This is a genomic window from Proteus alimentorum (assembly GCF_002607735.1).
GTDB classification, from domain to species: Bacteria; Pseudomonadota; Gammaproteobacteria; order Enterobacterales; family Enterobacteriaceae; genus Proteus; species Proteus alimentorum.
Genome location: NZ_NBVR01000043.1, coordinates 83,587 through 101,952, shown reverse-complemented (window position 1 = coordinate 101,952; position 18,366 = coordinate 83,587). Strand labels below are relative to the sequence as shown.

The window sequence follows — 18,366 nt, the reverse complement described above, 5'->3', positions numbered from 1 at the left end:
AAAGCGACAGTGATGTTGTGATGCAGTAAAAAGAAATACCTGCTTATGAAAATAGGCAGGTATTTTTTTATCATGAAATCACGTTAATTGGCTTAAATACTCACAGCCGCAAAAGCTTGAGCAATGCGCTGAACATTACCTGTATTAACACCAGCCATACAAACACGGCCAGTACCAACAAGATAAATACCAAATTCGTCACGTAATCTATCAACCTGTGCTTGTGTAAAACCGGTATAGCTGAACATACCGCGTTGCGTTAATAGATGATCAAAATTCTTTTCAGGCAGTGCAACTTTTAAAGCTTCGACTAAGGTAACGCGCATCTCTTTAATGCGATCACGCATATGCGCGACTTCTTTTTGCCATTGTGCCGTTAAAACTTGGTCTGATAGCACTTTATTGACAATTTGCGCCCCATAGTTTGCAGGGCTTGAATAGATACGACGTACACCTGCTTTCAACTGACCTAACACATGTTCGCATTCAGTGGCATTATCACAAACAATCGATAAGCCACCGGCACGTTCACCGTAGATCCCGAATATTTTTGAGAAAGAGTTACTGATAAGTATCGGTAATCCTGCTTTTGCCATAGTACGAATAGCGTAAGCATCTTCATCTAAATTTTCAGCAAAGCCTTGATAAGCAATATCTAAGAATGGAATTGCTTGGCGAGCTTTTAATACTTCAGTGACTTGATCCCATTGATCTTTAGTCAGATCAGAGCCTGTTGGATTGTGGCAACATGGGTGCATTAATACGATGCTTTTTTCAGGCAGGTTTTTAAAGCAATCTAATAGTGCTTCAAATTTTACACCTTTGGTTTCAGGATCAAAGTATGGGTAATAATTCACTTTGAAACCCGAGCCCGCAAAAATAGAAGCATGATTATCCCAAGTCGGATCACTTATCCACACTTCGGATCCTGGGAAATAGCGATGGAGAAAATCAGCACCCACTTTTAATGCGCCTGATCCACCTAATGTTTGGATTGTGGCAATTTTCTTTTCTGTAATTAGAGGATTATCTGCACCGAAAAGGAGATCTTGAATTTCGCTACGATAAGGCGCCAGCCCTTCCATTGGTAAATAAAGTGTTGCGGTGGGTGTCATGGCATTAAGTTGCTGACGTGCAACTGAAACTGTTCCTAAAATAGGAGTCTTGCCTTCTTCGTCATAATAAAGACCAATACTTAAATTAATTTTATCCTGACGTGGGTCTTTGTTATAAACATCCATTAATGAGAGAATCGGATCTCCCGGAAACGCTTCAACCTGTTGAAACACGGCTTCTTCTCCAATCACTTTTAGTGTGTCATAGGGATACAATATCGTGTGTATTATTGTTCGTCTAGGTATTCCATGATGACGCGTGAGGTTAATTTCGTAATCAACTCATAGGCGCTAATACCACTATATTTGGCAATTTCTTCTACGGGCAACACATCTCCCCATAAAATAGCTTCATCACCAACACTATCAATCAGTTCACTCCCTAAATCGACGCTGATCATATCCATCGAAACGCGGCCAACAATAGGCACTTTTCGACCATTGATCCACACAGGGGTACCTGACGGTGCGCTACGAGGATAGCCATCGCCATAACCGATAGCGATCACACCAAGATAAGTGTCTTTTTCACTGATCCATGTGCCTCCATAGCCAACAGGCTCACCCGCTTTATGTTTACGAACGGCAATCAGGCTTGTTTTCAGTGTCATTGCAGGGGTTAAGCCAAAGTCTTTACCTGTTCTTTCATCACCAGTAGGAGAGATACCATAAGTAATAATGCCGGGGCGAACCCACTGATAATGGACTTGGGGCCAAAATAAAATACCAGCAGAAGCTGCGATAGACTTATCACCGGATTTATCTTGAATAAAATCTTGAAATAGTGAGATTTGTTTTTGTGTTGCTTCAGGAACATCAGGCTCATCAGCGCGGCTAAAATGACTCACAATATTGACAGGTTGTTGTACATTTTTGCAGGCGGATAGTCGTAAATAGAAGGCTTGTGCATCTTCAGGTCGTACCCCTAAGCGGTGCATTCCCGTATCAATTTTCATCCATACTTTGACGGGTTCATCTAAGTCGGCCTGTTCTAATGCTTCTAATTGTTCTTGGCTATGAACAACCGTTTCAATGTGATTGACGACTAAAATAGGCAGGTCAGCGACATCAAAAAAGCCTTCTAACAGAAGAATGGGTTTTACAATACCCCCACTTCGTAAGGTTAATGCTTCACCAATACGTGCAACACCAAAACAATCAGCATTATCCATTAAGGTATATGCTGTTTCTAATAACCCATGACCATAAGCGTTTGCTTTCACGACAGCTATCAGGTGGCTATGTGGGGCATAGTCTCTCACATGCTGAAAATTGTGACGCAGAGCGCGGCGATCTATCACTGCGGTTGCCGCTTTCATATTATTCCAATACTTCCTTTAATTAAGTCAAGGTGAGTGATTATTCATCGTCGTAAGCAGGGCCAGCATAGTTATCAAAGCGTGACCATTGGCCGTTAAAGGTAAGCCTTACTGTACCGATTGGACCGTTACGTTGTTTACCGATGATGATTTCTGCAACCCCTTTTAAATCGCTACTTTCGTGGTAAACCTCGTCACGATAAATAAACATGATAAGGTCAGCATCTTGCTCAATAGAGCCTGATTCACGTAAGTCGGAGTTAACAGGGCGTTTATCAGCACGTTGTTCCAAACTACGGTTTAACTGTGATAGTGCAACCACGGGAACTTGTAATTCTTTAGCTAACGCTTTTAAAGAACGAGAAATTTCAGCAATTTCTAGTGTTCTATTTTCAGATAATGAAGGTACTCTCATTAGCTGTAAGTAGTCAATCATGATAAGGCTTAAACCGCCATGTTCACGATAAATTCGACGAGCGCGAGAACGTACTTCTGTTGGTGTTAAACCCGATGAGTCATCGATATACATATTGCGTTTTTCAAGCAAAATCCCCATGGTACTTGAAATACGTGCCCAATCCTCATCATCAAGCTGGCCTGTACGAATTCTTGTCTGATCGACGCGAGATAATGATGCCAACATACGCATCATGATTTGGTTGCCGGGCATCTCTAAGCTGAAGATAAGTACGGGTTTTTCTTCCGTCATTGCCGCATTTTCACATAAGTTCATGGCAAACGTGGTTTTACCCATTGAAGGACGGGCTGCAACAATGATTAAATCTGACTTTTGTAATCCTGCGGTTTTTTTATCAAGATCTTGATAACCACTTGAAACCCCAGTGACACCATCATGAGGTTTTTGATAGAGCTGTTCTATCTTTTCAACCGTCTCTTCTAAAATGGCATCTATTGCTTTAGGGCCTTCGTCTTTATTGGCTCTTGTTTCAGCAATTTGGAACACTCTTGATTCAGCAAAGTCGAGTAGATCTTCACTGGTACGTCCTTGAGGATCAAAACCTGCATCTGCAATTTCGTTAGCCACTTTTATCATATCACGAACAACAGCACGTTCTCGGACGATATCTGCATAAGCGTTGATGTTCGCTGCACTTGGCGTATTTTTTGAAAGCTCAGCTAAATAGGCAAAACCACCTACACTGTCTAACTCTGCATTTTGTTCTAATGCTTCTGAGAGCGTAATAAGGTCGATAGGTTTACCTAATTCCAACAAACGTTGCATTTGCGAGAAAATAGTACGATGAGGTCGGCTATAAAAGTCTTCTGCGGTGACACGTTCAGAAACATTATCCCAACGTTCATTATCTATCATCAGACCGCCTAACACGGACTGCTCTGCTTCCAGCGAATGGGGAGGTAGCTTTAATCCCTCCATTTGTCGGTCTTTACTATCAGACATCAGCTTGTCAGTGGTCTTGTTTCTGGCCATAAATCCTGCATAAAATCGAAAAAGTATCAGTCAGGGTATTAGTATACGCTAACCCAATTATCTGTGCCTTGTAGAAATAGCTATCCTTTGTCATTATCTCTAACGGTCTTTTTACGCTCGCTTATTTAACCTCTTATCCTACAAAGGAGATAGTAATGGCTAAACGTATTCAATTTTCAACTCATGGCGATGCAGATGTTCTTGAGTTAGCAACATTTACACCGGCTCCTCTTGGCGATCATGAAGTTCAAGTTGCCAATAAGGCAATTGGCATTAACTACATTGATACTTATGTACGTAGCGGATTATATCCTGTAAGCCAGTTTCCAAGTGGATTAGGCACTGAAGCTGCGGGCATTATTATCAAAACAGGCGCTAAAGTGACTTCACTAAAAGAAGGGGACAGAGTTGTGTATGCGCAATCTCCGCTAGGGGCTTATAGCGACACGCATAATGTACCAGAAAATAAAGTGGCACGTCTGCCTGATAATATCTCTTTTGAACAAGCCGCAGCCTCTTTCTTAAAAGGATTAACGGTTTATTATCTCTTCAATGAAACCTATAAATTACAAGCGGGTGAAACTTTCTTATTCCACGCAGCTGCTGGTGGTGTTGGTTTAATTGCAAGCCAATGGGCGAAAGCAATTGGTGCAAAAATGATTGGCACAGCAGGCAGTGATGAAAAAGTGGCTAAAGCAAAAGCGGCTGGTGCATGGGAAGTGATTAATTATCAGACTGAGTCGATTGTGGAACGTGTGTTGGCGCTAACGAATAACCAAAAAGTGCCTGTTGTTTATGACTCTGTTGGTAAAGCAACTTGGCTTGATTCGTTAGACTGCTTGCAACGCCGTGGCTTAATGGTGAGTTTTGGTAATGCATCAGGTGCTGTAACAGGTGTTGATTTAGGTATTCTCAATAAAAAAGGTTCTCTGTATGTGACACGCCCCTCTATTTCAGGTTATATCACAACGCGTGAAGAGCTAGATGCTGCAAGTGAAGCGTTATTTGCGTTAATTGGTAGCGGTAAAATTGATGTCAGTGTGCCAGATAATCAGAAATTTGCTTTAGCCGATGCGAAAGATGCTCATCGTTATCTTGAAAGTAGACAATCTCAAGGTTCCAGCCTGTTAATTCCGTAATTAACAAATATGAATTATAAAAAATCCATCTTTATCAATAAGATGGATTTTTAGTTTCATCAATAAATATTATTTTTCAGTCACAAATTTCAGCGCATTTTCTAAAACAGTTAAATCAGCCCCTTGTTTATGCGCATTTTCGCTTAAGTGACGACGCCATTGTCTCGCACCCGGAATACCTTGGAAAATGCCTAACATATGACGCGTAACATGACCTAAATAAGTACCTTGTGAGAGCTCTTTTTCAATATAAGGATACATTGCTCTTACCGCAGCGACTGTATCAGCAATAGGCAACTGATTATCGAAAAGCTCATGATCAACATGCGCCAAAATAGAGGGATTTTGATAAGCCTCACGACCAACCATAACACCATCCATATATTTTAGGTGTTCCTTCGCTTCTTCTAGTGACTTAATACCGCCATTAATCGCCATAGTGAGATGTGAAAAATCACGTTTTAATTGATAAACTCGAGGATAATCTAAAGGTGGAACTTCACGGTTCTCTTTTGGACTTAAACCTGATAACCAGGCTTTACGTGCATGAATAATAAAAGTATCGCAGTTATTATCACGGCTAACTGTATCAATAAAATCGCAGAGAAATTCATAGCTATCCAGCTCGTCAATACCAATACGTGTTTTTACTGTTACAGGGATATCAACCACATCACGCATAGCCTTCACACAATCTGCAACGAGTTGTGCATCTCCCATTAAACAGGCACCAAAGCGCCCATTTTGTACGCGATCTGAAGGGCATCCCACATTTAAATTAATTTCATCATAGCCACGCTCTTGTGCCAATTTTGCACATTGCGCTAAAGCTTGGGGATCGCTTCCGCCTAACTGCAAAGAGACTGGATGTTCTTCCTCGCTGTATTTTAGATAGTCGCCTTTACCATGAATGATGGCGCCTGTCGTGACCATTTCAGTATAAAGCAGCGTATTTTTACTTAATTGACGAAAGAAATAACGACAATGACGATCAGTCCAATCGAGCATGGGCGCGACAGAAAAACGGCAGTTTGGATACATAAATAAATTCTCTAAATTATCAATCACTTAAAGCTATTTTCTACACAGTTAAAACTGGGTTTCAGTGATAGTTAAGGGCAATTTGCCTTTTTTGGGGCAATTAGGGCAAACGAAAAACCCTGATTGGCAGGATTATACATACGCATCCTAAGAGCAACAAGAAACCAATACCTTCATATTCAAACCGACTATGAGGTGAACATGGTTTCTATATCAATGGAGAAAATTCACAATAAAAATCAAGACACGAGGCAGAGTCTTTGAATAAAGAGTTAAAATCTTTGAAGAATACAAAAGTTTTCAACTAAACCTCTTGCCAATGAGTGGGAAAAAGATCTAACTCACTCTATTGAAGAATTAGGTATAACCATTAAGCTAAAAATAGTTAAACTAACGAAAATTAGCTTAGTTAATTTTAGCTTAATGAATTTTGATGTATAATCATTCTAAACTTTATCGCTAGTTAGAGGGTCACTGCATGCAAAAATTCTACAATAGACAAATTGAACTAAGCGAACTTCGTAATGTTACTGAAAACATCAAAAAAACTCATGGTCAATTATCTGTAGTTGTAGGTAAAAGACGTGTAGGTAAAACACGACTACTGCGTGAAGCTTTTTTCAATGAAAATAACAAACTAAAGAAACTATACTTTTTCATTAGCCGAAAAAGCGAAATCATGTTGGTTAAAGAATTTTCACAACTAATCAATGATGAACTCGGTGCTAAATTCTTTAACCCAGAATCATTGCGAGATATATTTGAATTTTTACTCGATTATTCAAAAACTAACCCTATCACATTGATTGTCGATGAATTCCAAGACATTCAAAGAGTGAATGAATCACTATTTTCTGACATTCAGAATCTTTGGGATCAATACAAACATGGATCCATGATGCACCTCGTTTGTTGTGGCAGTATGTACAACATGATGACAAAGCTTTTTAAAGACAAAGATGAGCCATTAATGAACCGAGATGATCGTTTCTTTCATATTCAAGCACTCAAACCTTCTTATATAAAAGAAGTTATGGATGATTTGAATATCTTTTCATCTTCAAAACTACTTGAATGGTGGTGTCTAAGTGGCGGTATTCCAAAGTATCTTGAGTTGTTGTCTCATTCTATTGACCACAAATCTGTTTTTGATTATGTCATATCAGACTCATCCCCATTTATAAAAGAAGGAACGCACCGTTTAGTTGAAGATTTTGGCTCAGAACATCAACAATACTTCGATATTTTGAATGCTATTTCTAACGGTAAAACCACTCGCTCAGAAATCACCAATTACCTTGGTATCGGTGTTGATGTTCACTTAGAAAGATTGGAACATAACTTCAACGTTATCACCAAAGCAAAGCCTATTTCATCTAAACCACAAGCAAGAGATGCTCGTTTTATCATTGAAGACCCGTTTTTGAATTTCTGGTTTAAGTTTATTCATTCAAATAACAGTGCTGTTGAAATGAATAACTATGAATATATCCGTGCACATATTGAACGTGACTTTTCGACCTTTTCAGGCATTCAGTTAGAAGGGTTGTTTAAAGCTATTCTATCGGAATCGAAACGGTTTAATAAAATTGGTGGCTATTGGAATAGCAAAGGCAAAGATGAGATCGATATCGTTGCAATTAACGATCTTGAAAAAACTGTACTGATTGGTGAAGTGAAACGAAACCACAGTAAATACAATGAAAACAAGCTAATACAAAAAGCACAAAGTTTGATTTCCAAGATGAATCTTCATAAGTATACCATTATTTATCGAGGTTTTTCTTTGGATAACTTAGAAGATGTGATGTTAGAGTTTAAGCTGCTTAACTGATCGGATTAATTTTAGTTAATAAATATTATTCAAATAATATTAAGCCTATTGTTAAAACATAGGCTTGATATTTTTTTTATAAAATAGCCTATATATATTATCTCTATTAAAAATGGAAATAGTCACTGCCCAATATTTTACGTTATAAAGCTAAAAATAAAAAGTGGAGCATTGAATATGAACATTAAAAGAAAGATCCTTATAAAATTAAACAATATTGATTGTGATAATAAAAAACTGTCATTTTCTACTTCCCATAAAATGCATCATTCCCTTTTAACGAATATACTTTTAATTCCAGTAATATCATCTATTCATCAATTACCGCCTAAGAGTTATCTTGATTCTATTTCAATAAACTTTAATGATCTAAATAAATATTATTACCTTAATTTACCAGAGAATAATCATTATTCTTTAGATGAAGTAATTAAAGTATTACAACAACACCCTGATATTGAATATGTACAAACGGTACCTGTACAGCCTATTGAACCTCCTAATATTACACCTGACTTTACTCAATATCAGCAATACTTAAATACGCCAGAAAAAACGGTGAATGTTAATAAAATTAAAGGGTTAGGGATTTGTGAAGCATGGAAACAAGAAGCCTATGGTCAAGGAATACAACTCGCTGATATTGAATGGGATTTCAATCTTTCTCATTATGATTTATCAACGGATAATATTACACCGTTATTACCATTTAATGAAAAAACCAGTCAGGCCGATCATGGCACAGCCGTTGCCGGTTTAATTATGGGGAAAAATAATGGTAAAGGGATCACTGGACTCGCTTATAAATTAGATATGTTTTATGCCATCTCTGAATTAACTTGTGGGCGTATTGATGCGATCATTGCGAGTAAAAACATATTACATGCTGGTGATATTGTTTTATATGAAATGCAGACAATTTGTGAACATCAAGCTTATGTACCTGCGGATTATGAAATGCATATTTGGGAAGCGACTCGCGCATTAACAGATGCTGGGATCATTGTGATTATGGCCGCAGGTAATGGGGGGGTAGATCTGGATTTACCTGCTTACGAAAGTTATCGACAACGTCATGATAATAATTCAATACGTGTTGGTGCAGGTTCGCCTTATACATTAAATCGATTACCTTTTTCAACGTATGGTTCACCTATTCATGTACAAGCGTGGGGAGAGGATGTTGTAACGGCGGGTTATGGTGACCTGTTTCGAAGCGATGATAACCATACGTATACGGCTAATTTTAGTGGAACATCGTCAGCTAGTGCGTTAGTTGCAGGAGCCGTTGCTGTGATCCAATCTTGGTATAAAGACCATACAAACAGTGTGTTAACCCCGATACAAATGCGAGACTTATTAATTAGAACAGGTACTTTTCCACCGTTAAATGACAAAATTGGTCCTTTACCCAATGTAAATAACGCCATTTTGTATTTAAAAAAACTCATAAAACGTCATTAAGTACAATAGTATTAATTCTTTTAACACCTCTTAAATGTTAGGAGGTGTTATTAAAGTTTCATCTATATGATATATAAAGTTTTTATTATCATAATAAGATGAAAATAATGGCCATAGAATAGTGTTGCAAATAAGCGGGCTAATAAGTTTTTATAGTAAAATAAGGCGATTAGACAACATCTAAGAGAAAATTTATTTAATCATAAACTTAGTCGATTTTTACGATTTATATAAATTAATAGCATTTTGATTTTATTGTATTTTTAGCATAAACCCTAAAGAGCATGGTTTATGATGAAAAACTTAAATATGAATAGTTTTTCATTGTTTATGCACCTTTTTGCTTTCAATTTCACGCCACTGCGTTTATCATTTTCCGCTTGTACTATACATACGGCGTCGCTGGTTTTGGGCTTCTGTGGAGCATAATGCTCCGGCAGCTCACACAGTCTTTTCCAGTGGCGGTTCTATCTGCATTATTCTTCGGGATAGAGTATTACCTTAAATGACTGAGAAAACATCTCTGACACCAGTTGTCGAATTAAAATCCTTAAGTAAAGGTTTCGACGGAAAACAAATTATTTCCCGCCTCGATCTCACTATCAACCATGGCGAGTTTTTAACCATCCTTGGTCCTTCGGGCTGTGGTAAGACGACGGTTTTGCGTTTAATCGCGGGTTTAGAAGACGTTGACGATGGGCAAATTATCCTCGATGGGCAAGATATTACGGATATCCCAGCGGAACAACGCTTTGTAAATACGGTTTTTCAAAGTTACGCGCTTTTCCCACATATGACTGTTTTTGAAAACGTCGCATTTGGTCTTCGTATGCAAAAAACACCTGCTGATGAGATCAATATTCGCGTTGAAGAAGCCTTGCGTATGGTGCAACTTGAAGATTTCGCACAACGCCGTCCTGCACACCTTTCTGGTGGACAACAACAACGTGTCGCGATTGCGCGTGCTGTTGTGAATAAACCAAAGGTTTTATTGCTTGATGAATCATTATCTGCACTGGATTACAAATTACGTAAACAGATGCAAAATGAATTAAAAGCCTTACAACGTAAATTAGGGATCACCTTTATTTTCGTGACTCATGACCAAGAAGAGGCGCTGACCATGTCAGACCGGATCGTGGTGATGCGTGAAGGGCGTATTGAGCAAGATGGCACTCCGCGTGAAATTTATGAAGAACCAACAAACCTGTTTGTTGCGCAATTTATAGGTGAAATTAATATCTTTGATGCGCGTGTGCTCCATCGTATTGATGAAACGCGTATTCGTGCTGATGTTGAAGGTCATGAATGTGATATTTATACCACATTACCCGTGACACAAAACCAGCAACTCAAAGTATTACTTCGACCTGAAGATCTCCGTGTTGAAGAAATTCACGATCTTGAAAACCTTCCTGGACTAATTGGTTATGTTCGTGAACGTAACTATAAAGGCATGACGCTAGATTCTGTTGTTGAAATGGAAAATGGCAAAGTAGTGATGGTCAGTGAATTCTTTAATGAAGATGATCCGGATGTTGATCACTCGTTAGACCAAAAAATTGCAGTAACTTGGGTTGAAAGCTGGGAGGTCGTGCTGGCAGATGAAGAAAACACGTAAACTATTTCAAAACATCGTAATTACAGGTGTTGTGGGTTGGTTGATGGTGTTCGTCTTCTTGCCGAATATCATGATCATTGCGACCAGCTTTTTAACGCGTGATGATGCCAACCTTGTCGAGATGGTCTTTACACTCGATAACTACAATCGCTTATTTGATCCTATGTATGCAGAAGTGTTGCTACATTCTATTAATATGGCGGTGGTCGCAACATTAGCGTGTTTATTATTAGGCTATCCCTTTGCTTATTTCCTTGCAAAAATGCCTAAGAAAATACAGCCATTAATGTTGTTTTTATTGATTGTGCCTTTTTGGACAAACTCGCTTATTCGTATTTATGGATTAAAGATATTCCTAAGTACTAAAGGTTATTTTAACGAATTCCTGTTGTGGATTGGACTTATTGATAAGCCACTCAGAATTATTTATACCCCAGAAGCCGTTGTACTGGGGCTGGTTTATATTTTATTACCTTTCATGGTATTACCGTTATATTCCAGCATTGAAAAGTTAGATAAACCTTGTTTAGAAGCAGCACGCGATTTAGGTGCTAATAAATTTCAAACCTTTATTCGTATTATTATTCCATTAACAATGCCAGGTATTATTGCAGGTTGTTTACTCGTGATGTTACCCGCAATGGGCTTATTCTTTGTTGCTGATTTAATGGGTGGCGCGAAAAACTTATTAATTGGTAACGTAATTAAGAGCCAGTTCTTAAATATTCGTGACTGGCCTTTCGGTGCAGCCACAAGTATTTGTTTAACATTGGTGATGGGATTAATGCTGTTTGTGTATTACCGAGCCGTGAAGCTACTGCATAAGAAGGTAGAAATAGAATGATAGGACGGTTATTGCGTGGTGGGTTTATGTCCATTATTTACGCGTATCTTTATATCCCGATCATCATTCTGATAGTTAACTCTTTTAACTCATCACGTTTCGGGATTAATTGGAAAGGATTTACCACAGATTGGTACGCCATTTTATTTAATAATGACAGTCTGCTTCAAGCCGCTGGGCATTCATTAATAATGGCCGTCACGTCTGCGACATTTGCGACATTAATTGGCTCATTAGCGGCAGTTGCGCTTTATCGCTACCGTTTTCGTGGCAAAAAATTTGTGGGTGGAATGCTGTTTGTTGTGATGATGTCGCCGGATATTGTAATGGCGATCTCTTTGCTTGTACTGTTTATGATCCTAGGGGTCTCATTAGGATTTTGGTCACTTCTATTTTCACATATTACATTTTGTCTGCCTTTTGTTGTAGTCACTGTGTACTCACGATTAAGTGGATTTGATGTGAAAATGTTGGAAGCGGCTAAAGATTTAGGGGCGGGTGAATTTACTATTTTACGTAAAATCATTATGCCTCTGGCAATGCCAGCAGTGGCTTCAGGTTGGTTACTCAGCTTTACGTTATCCATGGATGACGTTGTAGTTTCCTCTTTTGTGACGGGACCAAGCTATGAAATTTTACCACTGAAAATTTATTCAATGGTAAAAGTGGGGGTTTCGCCAGAAGTGAATGCGCTCGCAACCATCCTTTTAGGTCTATCCTTAGTATTAGTATTAATTAGTCAGTTGATCTTAAGAGACAGAACTGGCAAAGCGTAAACATGTATTAGTGCGAGTTTCTCGCACTTTTTGGGGTCTTGAAGACCAATCTGTTGGAGGTAGGCTAGCTGCCTATTTGATATTAACGCATCAACCACTGAAGGAAATATAAATGAAAAAGTGGTCCTCAGTACTTGCTGCCAGCGTAATGGCATTAAGTATCGGCACAGCTTCGGCTGATGATGGTAAGACATTATATTTCTACAACTGGACGGAGTATGTGCCGCCTGGTCTGCTTGAACAGTTTACAAAAGAAACTGGGATTAAGGTGATTTATTCCACCTATGAATCCAATGAAAGCATGTATACCAAGTTAAAGACCTATAAAGAGGGGGCTTATGACTTGGTGGTTCCTTCTACTTATTTTATTTCTAAGATGAGTCATGAAGGCATGCTACAAAAAATCGATAAATCAAAATTAACGCATTTTGATAATCTCGACCCTAGCTTATTACATAAATCATTCGACCCCCAAAACGACTATTCCATTCCTTACATTTGGGGGGCGACCGCGATTGGTATTAATAGCGATGAAGTTGATGTGAGTGACATTACTTCATGGGCAGATTTATGGAAGCCTGAATATAAAGATAGCCTGTTATTAACTGATGATGCCCGTGAAGTTTTCCAAATGGCATTATTGAAATTAGGCTATTCAGGTAATACAACCGATCCTAAAGAGATTGAAGAAGCCTATAAAGAGCTACAAAAGCTGATGCCAAACGTATTAGCATTCAATTCAGATAACCCTGCTAACCCTTATATGCAAGGGGAAGTTAATTTAGGGATGATTTGGAATGGCTCGGCATTTATTGCTCGCGATGCTGGAGCGCCAATTGAAATGGTGTGGCCAAAAGAAGGGGGCATTTTCTGGATGGATAGCTTAGCTATTCCTGCTAATGCCAAGAATGTCGAAGGTGCTCATAAACTTATCGATTTCTTATTACGCCCTGAAATTGCAGCAAAAGTCGCTGAAAACATTGGTTATCCAACACCTAATCTAGCAGCACAAAAGTTACTGCCAAATGTGATCACTAAAGATAATTCTCTTTATCCAACAGAAGAGATTATCAATAAGGGCGAATGGCAAAATGATGTGGGTGATGCGACAGTGTTGTATGAAAGCTATTATCAAAAACTAAAAGCGGGACGTTAAAGCGTTTCACGCTAAAGCCACCTTTTAAGGTGGCTTTTTTATAACAGAAGAGAATATATTTTTATTTAATTAAAAATAAAGAGAAGTAAAAGAGAGCCCGTGATGAGAAAAAGCGTAAATAGGCTACGCTCAATTAATATCATTCTTAATACAGCTTTCGGCAATTAACCGATTATTTTTTTCCTGAGTTTTTCTTCGCTGTTCAATACTTGAAGCATGATTACTTTGTAAGAAATAACTAATATGAACATCAAATTTTTCAGAAATCAGATAAATAAATTCAATACTTATCCTATTTGTTCCCCGTTCATAACGAGAAAGTTGTTGTTGGCTTATTCCTAACTCTTGAGCAAAAAGGGTTCCTGAGTATTTTAATTTCTTTCGTAAATGACGTATTCGTTGTCCTATACGAAAATTAATGGTTTTGCTGTTATCAATCATTTAATCAGCCTTAAAAATTCAAATCATTATTGATAAGAAAAAGTCAGACTGGCTAACCCGTTTGCTTTACCAGGTTTTAGTGTTCCAGTCGTGATATAGCGAGTTGACAGGTTTAATGTGTAGTTTTCGTTATTAGACGTTGTTATATGAAGTAAACGTTGATTAGGTTGTCCAATCGCGCTGATATCAGGTCCATAAACGACGGGGGTTGGATTATCATTAAAAAGAAATTGGATCCCAATACCCGAAGCATCAGAGTCTGATGTTAGTGTGAGTACATCTGTATTATTAGAATAGGTAGATTGATCGGTCATGCTGGCATATAGGTGAACGTTGGTATCACAAGTGACAGAAATGGGCTTACTTTGTGTTTTTGACGTTGAGCCAATGGTTGCCATATCTCGCATTGAGATATCGCCTAATTCATAGGTGAGATTTTTCGTATTGATCGTACAACCTCTGGCTTTAATGGTGATTGTCACCGGATTAATAGCAACGAGAGAGGTGTTATTACCTTTATGTGCACCACCATATTCAGACCAAGTATTGGCGATAACGGTATAAGGAATATTATAAATACCCGTTTCTAAGTGTTCATCTGTGACAACAAACACAACTTTGCCTTTTAACGAAACGCGGTCAACACTATGGTTAACAGTAGAGCCTGCTGCTGGATAAATAATGGTTGCACCCGAGCCACCATCTACATCAATTGGGACATAAGAAACATTGTCATTATTATCTTTTAGGCCAAAGGCATAGCCAATGCCTTTAACACCAGGCAGTGAATAAACAGGGTAACGATTTCCGCCCTCGTAATAGTAGATCCCACTTATTTTTGAACCTAAGGCATTGGCATACAGTGTTTCTACCCAACATTTTTGTAAGAACTTATTTTCACATTTAAAGCCATTATGAACAGAAGTTTCACCGATCCATGTTGAGGTAATGGGGGTGCCTGCGGGGGTGCCATCCGCAGCGCCATCAAAATTCATTGGAGGCGGCGAAACCACAAGAGGATCTGCCACTGCCCATGCCATTTCTATAGGAAGAAAAACAAGGGAAACCAGTAATGTAAGGGGGAATAAAGTACGTTTCATTATTGGTACTCCAATAAAAATGTGGTGGTTGCATTGGCTTGCCCTGCACCGACTGGCACCTGAGTGGCGACATAGCGAGCGTAAAATTGCAGGGTATTATCTTGATTAGGTAACAGGGGATAAGATTGGCTTTTATCATTAACCGAGATTGATGTTTTATTTTTATCCATAATTGAAATAGCGACACCTTTTGCGCCATTATCATTAATCGCCAGTAATGTATTATCAGAGAGATCCCCCGTACCGTTAAAACTGACTTTCACCGCACTGGCCTCTGGCTGACAGTCCACTAATTTAAGACTAAAAGGAATAACGGGTGTTCGTTGTTGGCTCATCACCGTTGATGTGAAGTCTTTCGTCGCAATGTCACCAAGTTTCACTGTAATATTTTCTGAGTTTGTCTCAACGGTACAGGTGTTGCCTGTCACTCGTGCATGCACTTGCACTAAGGTGTCATAGGCGTACCCTTTAGTTATAAAAAGGAGTGGTAGAGCCAAAATAAGCGTGAGTTTATGCATTATTGGCACTCCTGTGTCATTTTTACAAAAGGTTCATCATGTTGATTTTCAGGTAATGTATAATTAACTTGGCAATGTTCAGATGTGTTATTCCCCCAGCGAATATCTAATACGCCAGACTTTGGTACACCTGAAAGGTAAAGTAAGCCATCGTCACCAATAATGCCGGAGAGGTGATTTTGTTTGTCGGATGCAATGGCACCAAAAGGCAGTGGACGCCCTTGTCGTTGCAGTGTTAGCAGTAGACGATATCCAGTTTTAGCCTCAAAATTGACTTTGATAACAGCACCTTGAGTTGGGATAACTTGCTGAATATTCTGTTCAATTTCGACATTATCAGGAAGTGCAGTGGTATCAAGCGCGACTTTATTTTGGCGATAAGCGGTTGCATAAGGAATAACGGCGAATCCCCGCCAGTCGGTATAAATCCCGGTTGCATTATCGATAGGTACGTCTGCGGTTTTGCGAGCATCAACGAGAATGGCATTTGAGCTTAAAGGCTGGCTTAATGTTAAACCTTCGCTGTGAAGTAACATCCCTCCAGCAACGCTATAATTCAGTTGTTGAACCTCTTTATTGTAGTTATAACCCACATTAAGGTTGCCATAGCGGCTTTGATAACCTAATGCTGCATTACCTGTATAACTTCCGCCTTGATTGCTATAGCCTTGCTGAACACTGTAATTAAGCGTGTTGTCTTCAAATAATGTACCTGCTACACCAGTATTATGTGCTGAATAACCATTATCATTATGGCTATAGTTATAAGTAAGATAAGCGCTATTTGCGGGTTGATAGCTTGAAGGCATTAATAATTGCAATGGAATCGAAATACCCAAAGAGAGCGTTTGGTCGCGCTCACCGCTATTCATTATGCGGTTGTATCCATAAATAATATTGTAAGAGAGACCTTTTACATTGCCGTTATAGCCAGCTTGAAACAGCACATTTTTTTCATTGGTTTCCCAATAGTTTTGCCAATTTGTTGTCATAAAAACAGAGCCATAATCGCTAAGTTGCTGTGATAAATTCACTTGAAGACTACCTTTTTTGCGATTATTCAAATTAAAGTATCTTGATGGTACTTCTTGATTGTTTTCATTGAGATAGCCTGACATTCGAGTATTAAGAGTTTCATCTAACGTATAAAAACCCGAAGTAGAGTAGCGATATCCTAATAATTGAAAATTTGTTCCAAATTGGTTTAATGATTTGGCATAGAGAAAGCGCAGGGAATACCCTTCAGAAGTTGAATTATCAGGCAATTGACTATGGGCAAAGGTAATATCCGTTGAGAAGGCACCTAAAGTTCCCATATTCCGGCCTACACCTAGCGCATAAGATTGATAATCTGAGGTAATTAATGCACCACCGTAAAGGGTACTGTCATAAGGCAGACCATAAATAAGATGGCCTTGGATAAAGCGTGGTTTTTTATTTTGGTTATCTTGGCGAACCTCACCCGCTTGAATAACAAACTTTTTTTGACCTTCTCGTTGTAAAACAGGCACCGCAGAATAAGGCACAATGTAATCGTGTTTACTTCCATCGTTTTCTTCAACCGAAACATATAAATCACCACTGTTTGAAGTGGGATAAAGATCGCGAATTTCAAATGCGCCTGGAGAGACAAAAGTTTGGTAAATGACATAACCATTTTGTCGAATAACAACTTTAGCATTACCACTTGCAATACCTCTTACAACGGGTGCAAATCCTCGTTGGCTATCTGGCAACATGGTGTCATCACTTTCTAAAGAAACACCTCGAAAATTAATGCTGTCAAATAATGTTGATGAGGTATAACTATCGCCAACTTTTAATTGGCTTCTTAATGACACAATATTTCGTTGAAGATAAGTATTGATGTGATCCCATTGATGCTTTCCATTTGATGAATTCCATGTGGAATAATCTCTCAATCGCCAAGCGCCAATATTGATCCCGCTACGTAGATTAAGGTAATAGCTATTATTATGAGAATTTCCCCAGTTATTGGCACCACTAAAACTGTAATTTAATAAACCTGCGGTAATTCCGTTATCCCATTTTTCCGGTGGAATATAACCTCGTGCTTGGATATTTAATGCGGCTTGAGGTACTTGAATTTTTAATGCTTGTTTTTCAATATCATAATTAACGCTGGTATCAGGTATAGAATCCGAAATATCAATACATTCTTTTTCTGATTTTAAATCAAAATCAGTAATTAACTTAATGTTAATCCCTAGTGACTGTAAAAAAGTTTTATTTAAACAAGGGATCACATTTTTATTATTGCTAATAAAATGAATGCTTTCATTTCGTAGGTATTCATTATTAAGAATAATATCCAGAGGATAATCACCGGGTTTAATACTGTTTCCTGCTTCAAAATAACTTAGGTCAGTGACTGCTTCAGGTGAGTCAGATAAAAATGCAGGATTGAATCGGTTTGCACTATATAAAGGAAATGGCAATATTAATGAAATCGTGATGATGCCAGAAAAAAGAAAATAAACTGTATTTTTATTAACCATGATTTTTAACCAACAAGCTAAAAGCAGAT

15 protein-coding genes are annotated in these 18,366 nt (G+C 38.4%); 7 read left to right on the top strand and 8 right to left on the bottom strand.

Annotated elements, in window-relative coordinates; all coding sequences use genetic code 11:
• Nucleotides 1–92: 92 nt before the first annotated feature.
• The 3 genes from B6258_RS17105 to dnaB are packed head-to-tail and all read right to left on the bottom strand — an operon-like array spanning nucleotide 93 to nucleotide 3,884.
• Nucleotides 93–1,289 (bottom strand): amino acid aminotransferase, encoded by a 1,197-nt coding sequence (locus B6258_RS17105; protein WP_099076293.1) that lies wholly within the window; start codon nucleotides 1,287–1,289, stop codon nucleotides 93–95.
• 53 nt (nucleotides 1,290–1,342) lie between these two features.
• A complete protein-coding gene (gene alr, locus B6258_RS17100; protein ID WP_099076292.1) occupies nucleotides 1,343–2,434 on the bottom strand; it encodes an alanine racemase in 1,092 nt (363 codons plus the stop codon).
• 40 nt (nucleotides 2,435–2,474) lie between these two features.
• Nucleotides 2,475–3,884 carry a replicative DNA helicase gene (dnaB, locus tag B6258_RS17095; protein ID WP_099076291.1) on the bottom strand — a complete coding sequence of 470 codons (1,410 nt, stop codon included), beginning with the start codon at nucleotides 3,882–3,884 and terminating at the stop codon, nucleotides 2,475–2,477.
• Nucleotides 3,885–4,039: 155 nt separating this feature from the next.
• On the opposite strand from dnaB, the gene B6258_RS17090 reads away from it, so the two are divergent.
• The gene (locus B6258_RS17090; protein WP_099076290.1) at nucleotides 4,040–5,023 is read left to right on the top strand and encodes a quinone oxidoreductase; all 984 of its coding nucleotides are present in this window, start codon (nucleotides 4,040–4,042) and stop codon (nucleotides 5,021–5,023) included.
• A 69-nt stretch (nucleotides 5,024–5,092) separates the two neighbouring features.
• Here B6258_RS17090 and dusA read toward each other — a convergent pair whose 3' ends face one another.
• Complete coding sequence (gene dusA, locus B6258_RS17085; RefSeq protein WP_099076289.1) at nucleotides 5,093–6,064, bottom strand: tRNA dihydrouridine(20/20a) synthase DusA; 972 nt, start codon at nucleotides 6,062–6,064, stop codon at nucleotides 5,093–5,095.
• 478 nt (nucleotides 6,065–6,542) lie between these two features.
• Between dusA and B6258_RS17080 the strand changes: the two genes are divergently transcribed.
• The 6 genes from B6258_RS17080 to potD all read left to right on the top strand — a co-directional run bounded on the left by B6258_RS17080 (nucleotide 6,543) and on the right by potD (nucleotide 13,759).
• On the top strand, nucleotides 6,543–7,898 hold the full coding sequence (locus B6258_RS17080; protein ID WP_099076288.1) for an ATP-binding protein: 1,356 nt from the start codon (nucleotides 6,543–6,545) through the stop codon (nucleotides 7,896–7,898).
• Nucleotides 7,899–8,075: 177 nt separating this feature from the next.
• A complete protein-coding gene (locus B6258_RS17075) occupies nucleotides 8,076–9,362 on the top strand; it encodes a S8 family peptidase (RefSeq protein WP_099076287.1) in 1,287 nt (428 codons plus the stop codon).
• Nucleotides 9,363–9,867: 505 nt separating this feature from the next.
• Entirely contained in the window at nucleotides 9,868–10,983 is a 1,116-nt protein-coding gene (gene potA / locus B6258_RS17070) for a spermidine/putrescine ABC transporter ATP-binding protein PotA (RefSeq protein WP_098941766.1), read from the top strand.
• On the top strand, nucleotides 10,967–11,827 hold the full coding sequence (potB, locus tag B6258_RS17065; protein ID WP_099076286.1) for a spermidine/putrescine ABC transporter permease PotB: 861 nt from the start codon (nucleotides 10,967–10,969) through the stop codon (nucleotides 11,825–11,827). Before potA ends, potB begins: the two co-directional genes overlap by 17 nt.
• Nucleotides 11,824–12,603, top strand: coding sequence for a spermidine/putrescine ABC transporter permease PotC (gene potC, locus B6258_RS17060; RefSeq protein WP_099076285.1), 780 nt, complete (start codon nucleotides 11,824–11,826; stop codon nucleotides 12,601–12,603). The genes potB and potC overlap by 4 nt, the downstream gene beginning before the upstream one ends.
• Before the next feature lie 112 nt (nucleotides 12,604–12,715).
• On the top strand, nucleotides 12,716–13,759 hold the full coding sequence (gene potD / locus B6258_RS17055; RefSeq protein WP_099076284.1) for a spermidine/putrescine ABC transporter substrate-binding protein PotD: 1,044 nt from the start codon (nucleotides 12,716–12,718) through the stop codon (nucleotides 13,757–13,759).
• Between the two features lie 129 nt (nucleotides 13,760–13,888).
• Here the strand turns inward: potD and B6258_RS17050 are convergent, their stop codons facing one another.
• The 4 genes from B6258_RS17050 to B6258_RS17035 are packed head-to-tail and all read right to left on the bottom strand — an operon-like array spanning nucleotide 13,889 to nucleotide 18,337.
• Entirely contained in the window at nucleotides 13,889–14,200 is a 312-nt protein-coding gene (locus B6258_RS17050) for a helix-turn-helix domain-containing protein (protein ID WP_099076283.1), read from the bottom strand.
• A gap of 26 nt (nucleotides 14,201–14,226) precedes the next feature.
• A complete protein-coding gene (locus tag B6258_RS17045; protein WP_099076282.1) occupies nucleotides 14,227–15,300 on the bottom strand; it encodes a fimbrial protein in 1,074 nt (357 codons plus the stop codon).
• On the bottom strand, nucleotides 15,300–15,818 hold the full coding sequence (locus tag B6258_RS17040) for a fimbrial protein (RefSeq protein WP_099076281.1): 519 nt from the start codon (nucleotides 15,816–15,818) through the stop codon (nucleotides 15,300–15,302). Before B6258_RS17040 ends, B6258_RS17045 begins: the two co-directional genes overlap by 1 nt.
• On the bottom strand, nucleotides 15,818–18,337 hold the full coding sequence (locus B6258_RS17035) for a fimbria/pilus outer membrane usher protein (RefSeq protein WP_099076280.1): 2,520 nt from the start codon (nucleotides 18,335–18,337) through the stop codon (nucleotides 15,818–15,820). Before B6258_RS17035 ends, B6258_RS17040 begins: the two co-directional genes overlap by 1 nt.
• Nucleotides 18,338–18,366: the final 29 nt, after the last annotated feature.

Coding starts and splice junctions, on each gene's coding strand:
- alr (WP_099076292.1), bottom strand. CDS start 2,434: ATGAAAGCGGCAACCGCAGTGATAGATCGCCGCGCTCTGCGTCACAAT.
- dnaB (WP_099076291.1), bottom strand. CDS start 3,884: ATGGCCAGAAACAAGACCACTGACAAGCTGATGTCTGATAGTAAAGAC.
- B6258_RS17090 (WP_099076290.1), top strand. CDS start 4,040: ATGGCTAAACGTATTCAATTTTCAACTCATGGCGATGCAGATGTTCTT.
- dusA (WP_099076289.1), bottom strand. CDS start 6,064: ATGTATCCAAACTGCCGTTTTTCTGTCGCGCCCATGCTCGATTGGACT.
- B6258_RS17080 (WP_099076288.1), top strand. CDS start 6,543: ATGCAAAAATTCTACAATAGACAAATTGAACTAAGCGAACTTCGTAAT.
- B6258_RS17075 (WP_099076287.1), top strand. CDS start 8,076: ATGAACATTAAAAGAAAGATCCTTATAAAATTAAACAATATTGATTGT.
- potA (WP_098941766.1), top strand. CDS start 9,868: ATGACTGAGAAAACATCTCTGACACCAGTTGTCGAATTAAAATCCTTA.
- potB (WP_099076286.1), top strand. CDS start 10,967: ATGAAGAAAACACGTAAACTATTTCAAAACATCGTAATTACAGGTGTT.
- potC (WP_099076285.1), top strand. CDS start 11,824: ATGATAGGACGGTTATTGCGTGGTGGGTTTATGTCCATTATTTACGCG.
- potD (WP_099076284.1), top strand. CDS start 12,716: ATGAAAAAGTGGTCCTCAGTACTTGCTGCCAGCGTAATGGCATTAAGT.
- B6258_RS17050 (WP_099076283.1), bottom strand. CDS start 14,200: ATGATTGATAACAGCAAAACCATTAATTTTCGTATAGGACAACGAATA.
- B6258_RS17045 (WP_099076282.1), bottom strand. CDS start 15,300: ATGAAACGTACTTTATTCCCCCTTACATTACTGGTTTCCCTTGTTTTT.
- B6258_RS17040 (WP_099076281.1), bottom strand. CDS start 15,818: ATGCATAAACTCACGCTTATTTTGGCTCTACCACTCCTTTTTATAACT.
- B6258_RS17035 (WP_099076280.1), bottom strand. CDS start 18,337: ATGGTTAATAAAAATACAGTTTATTTTCTTTTTTCTGGCATCATCACG.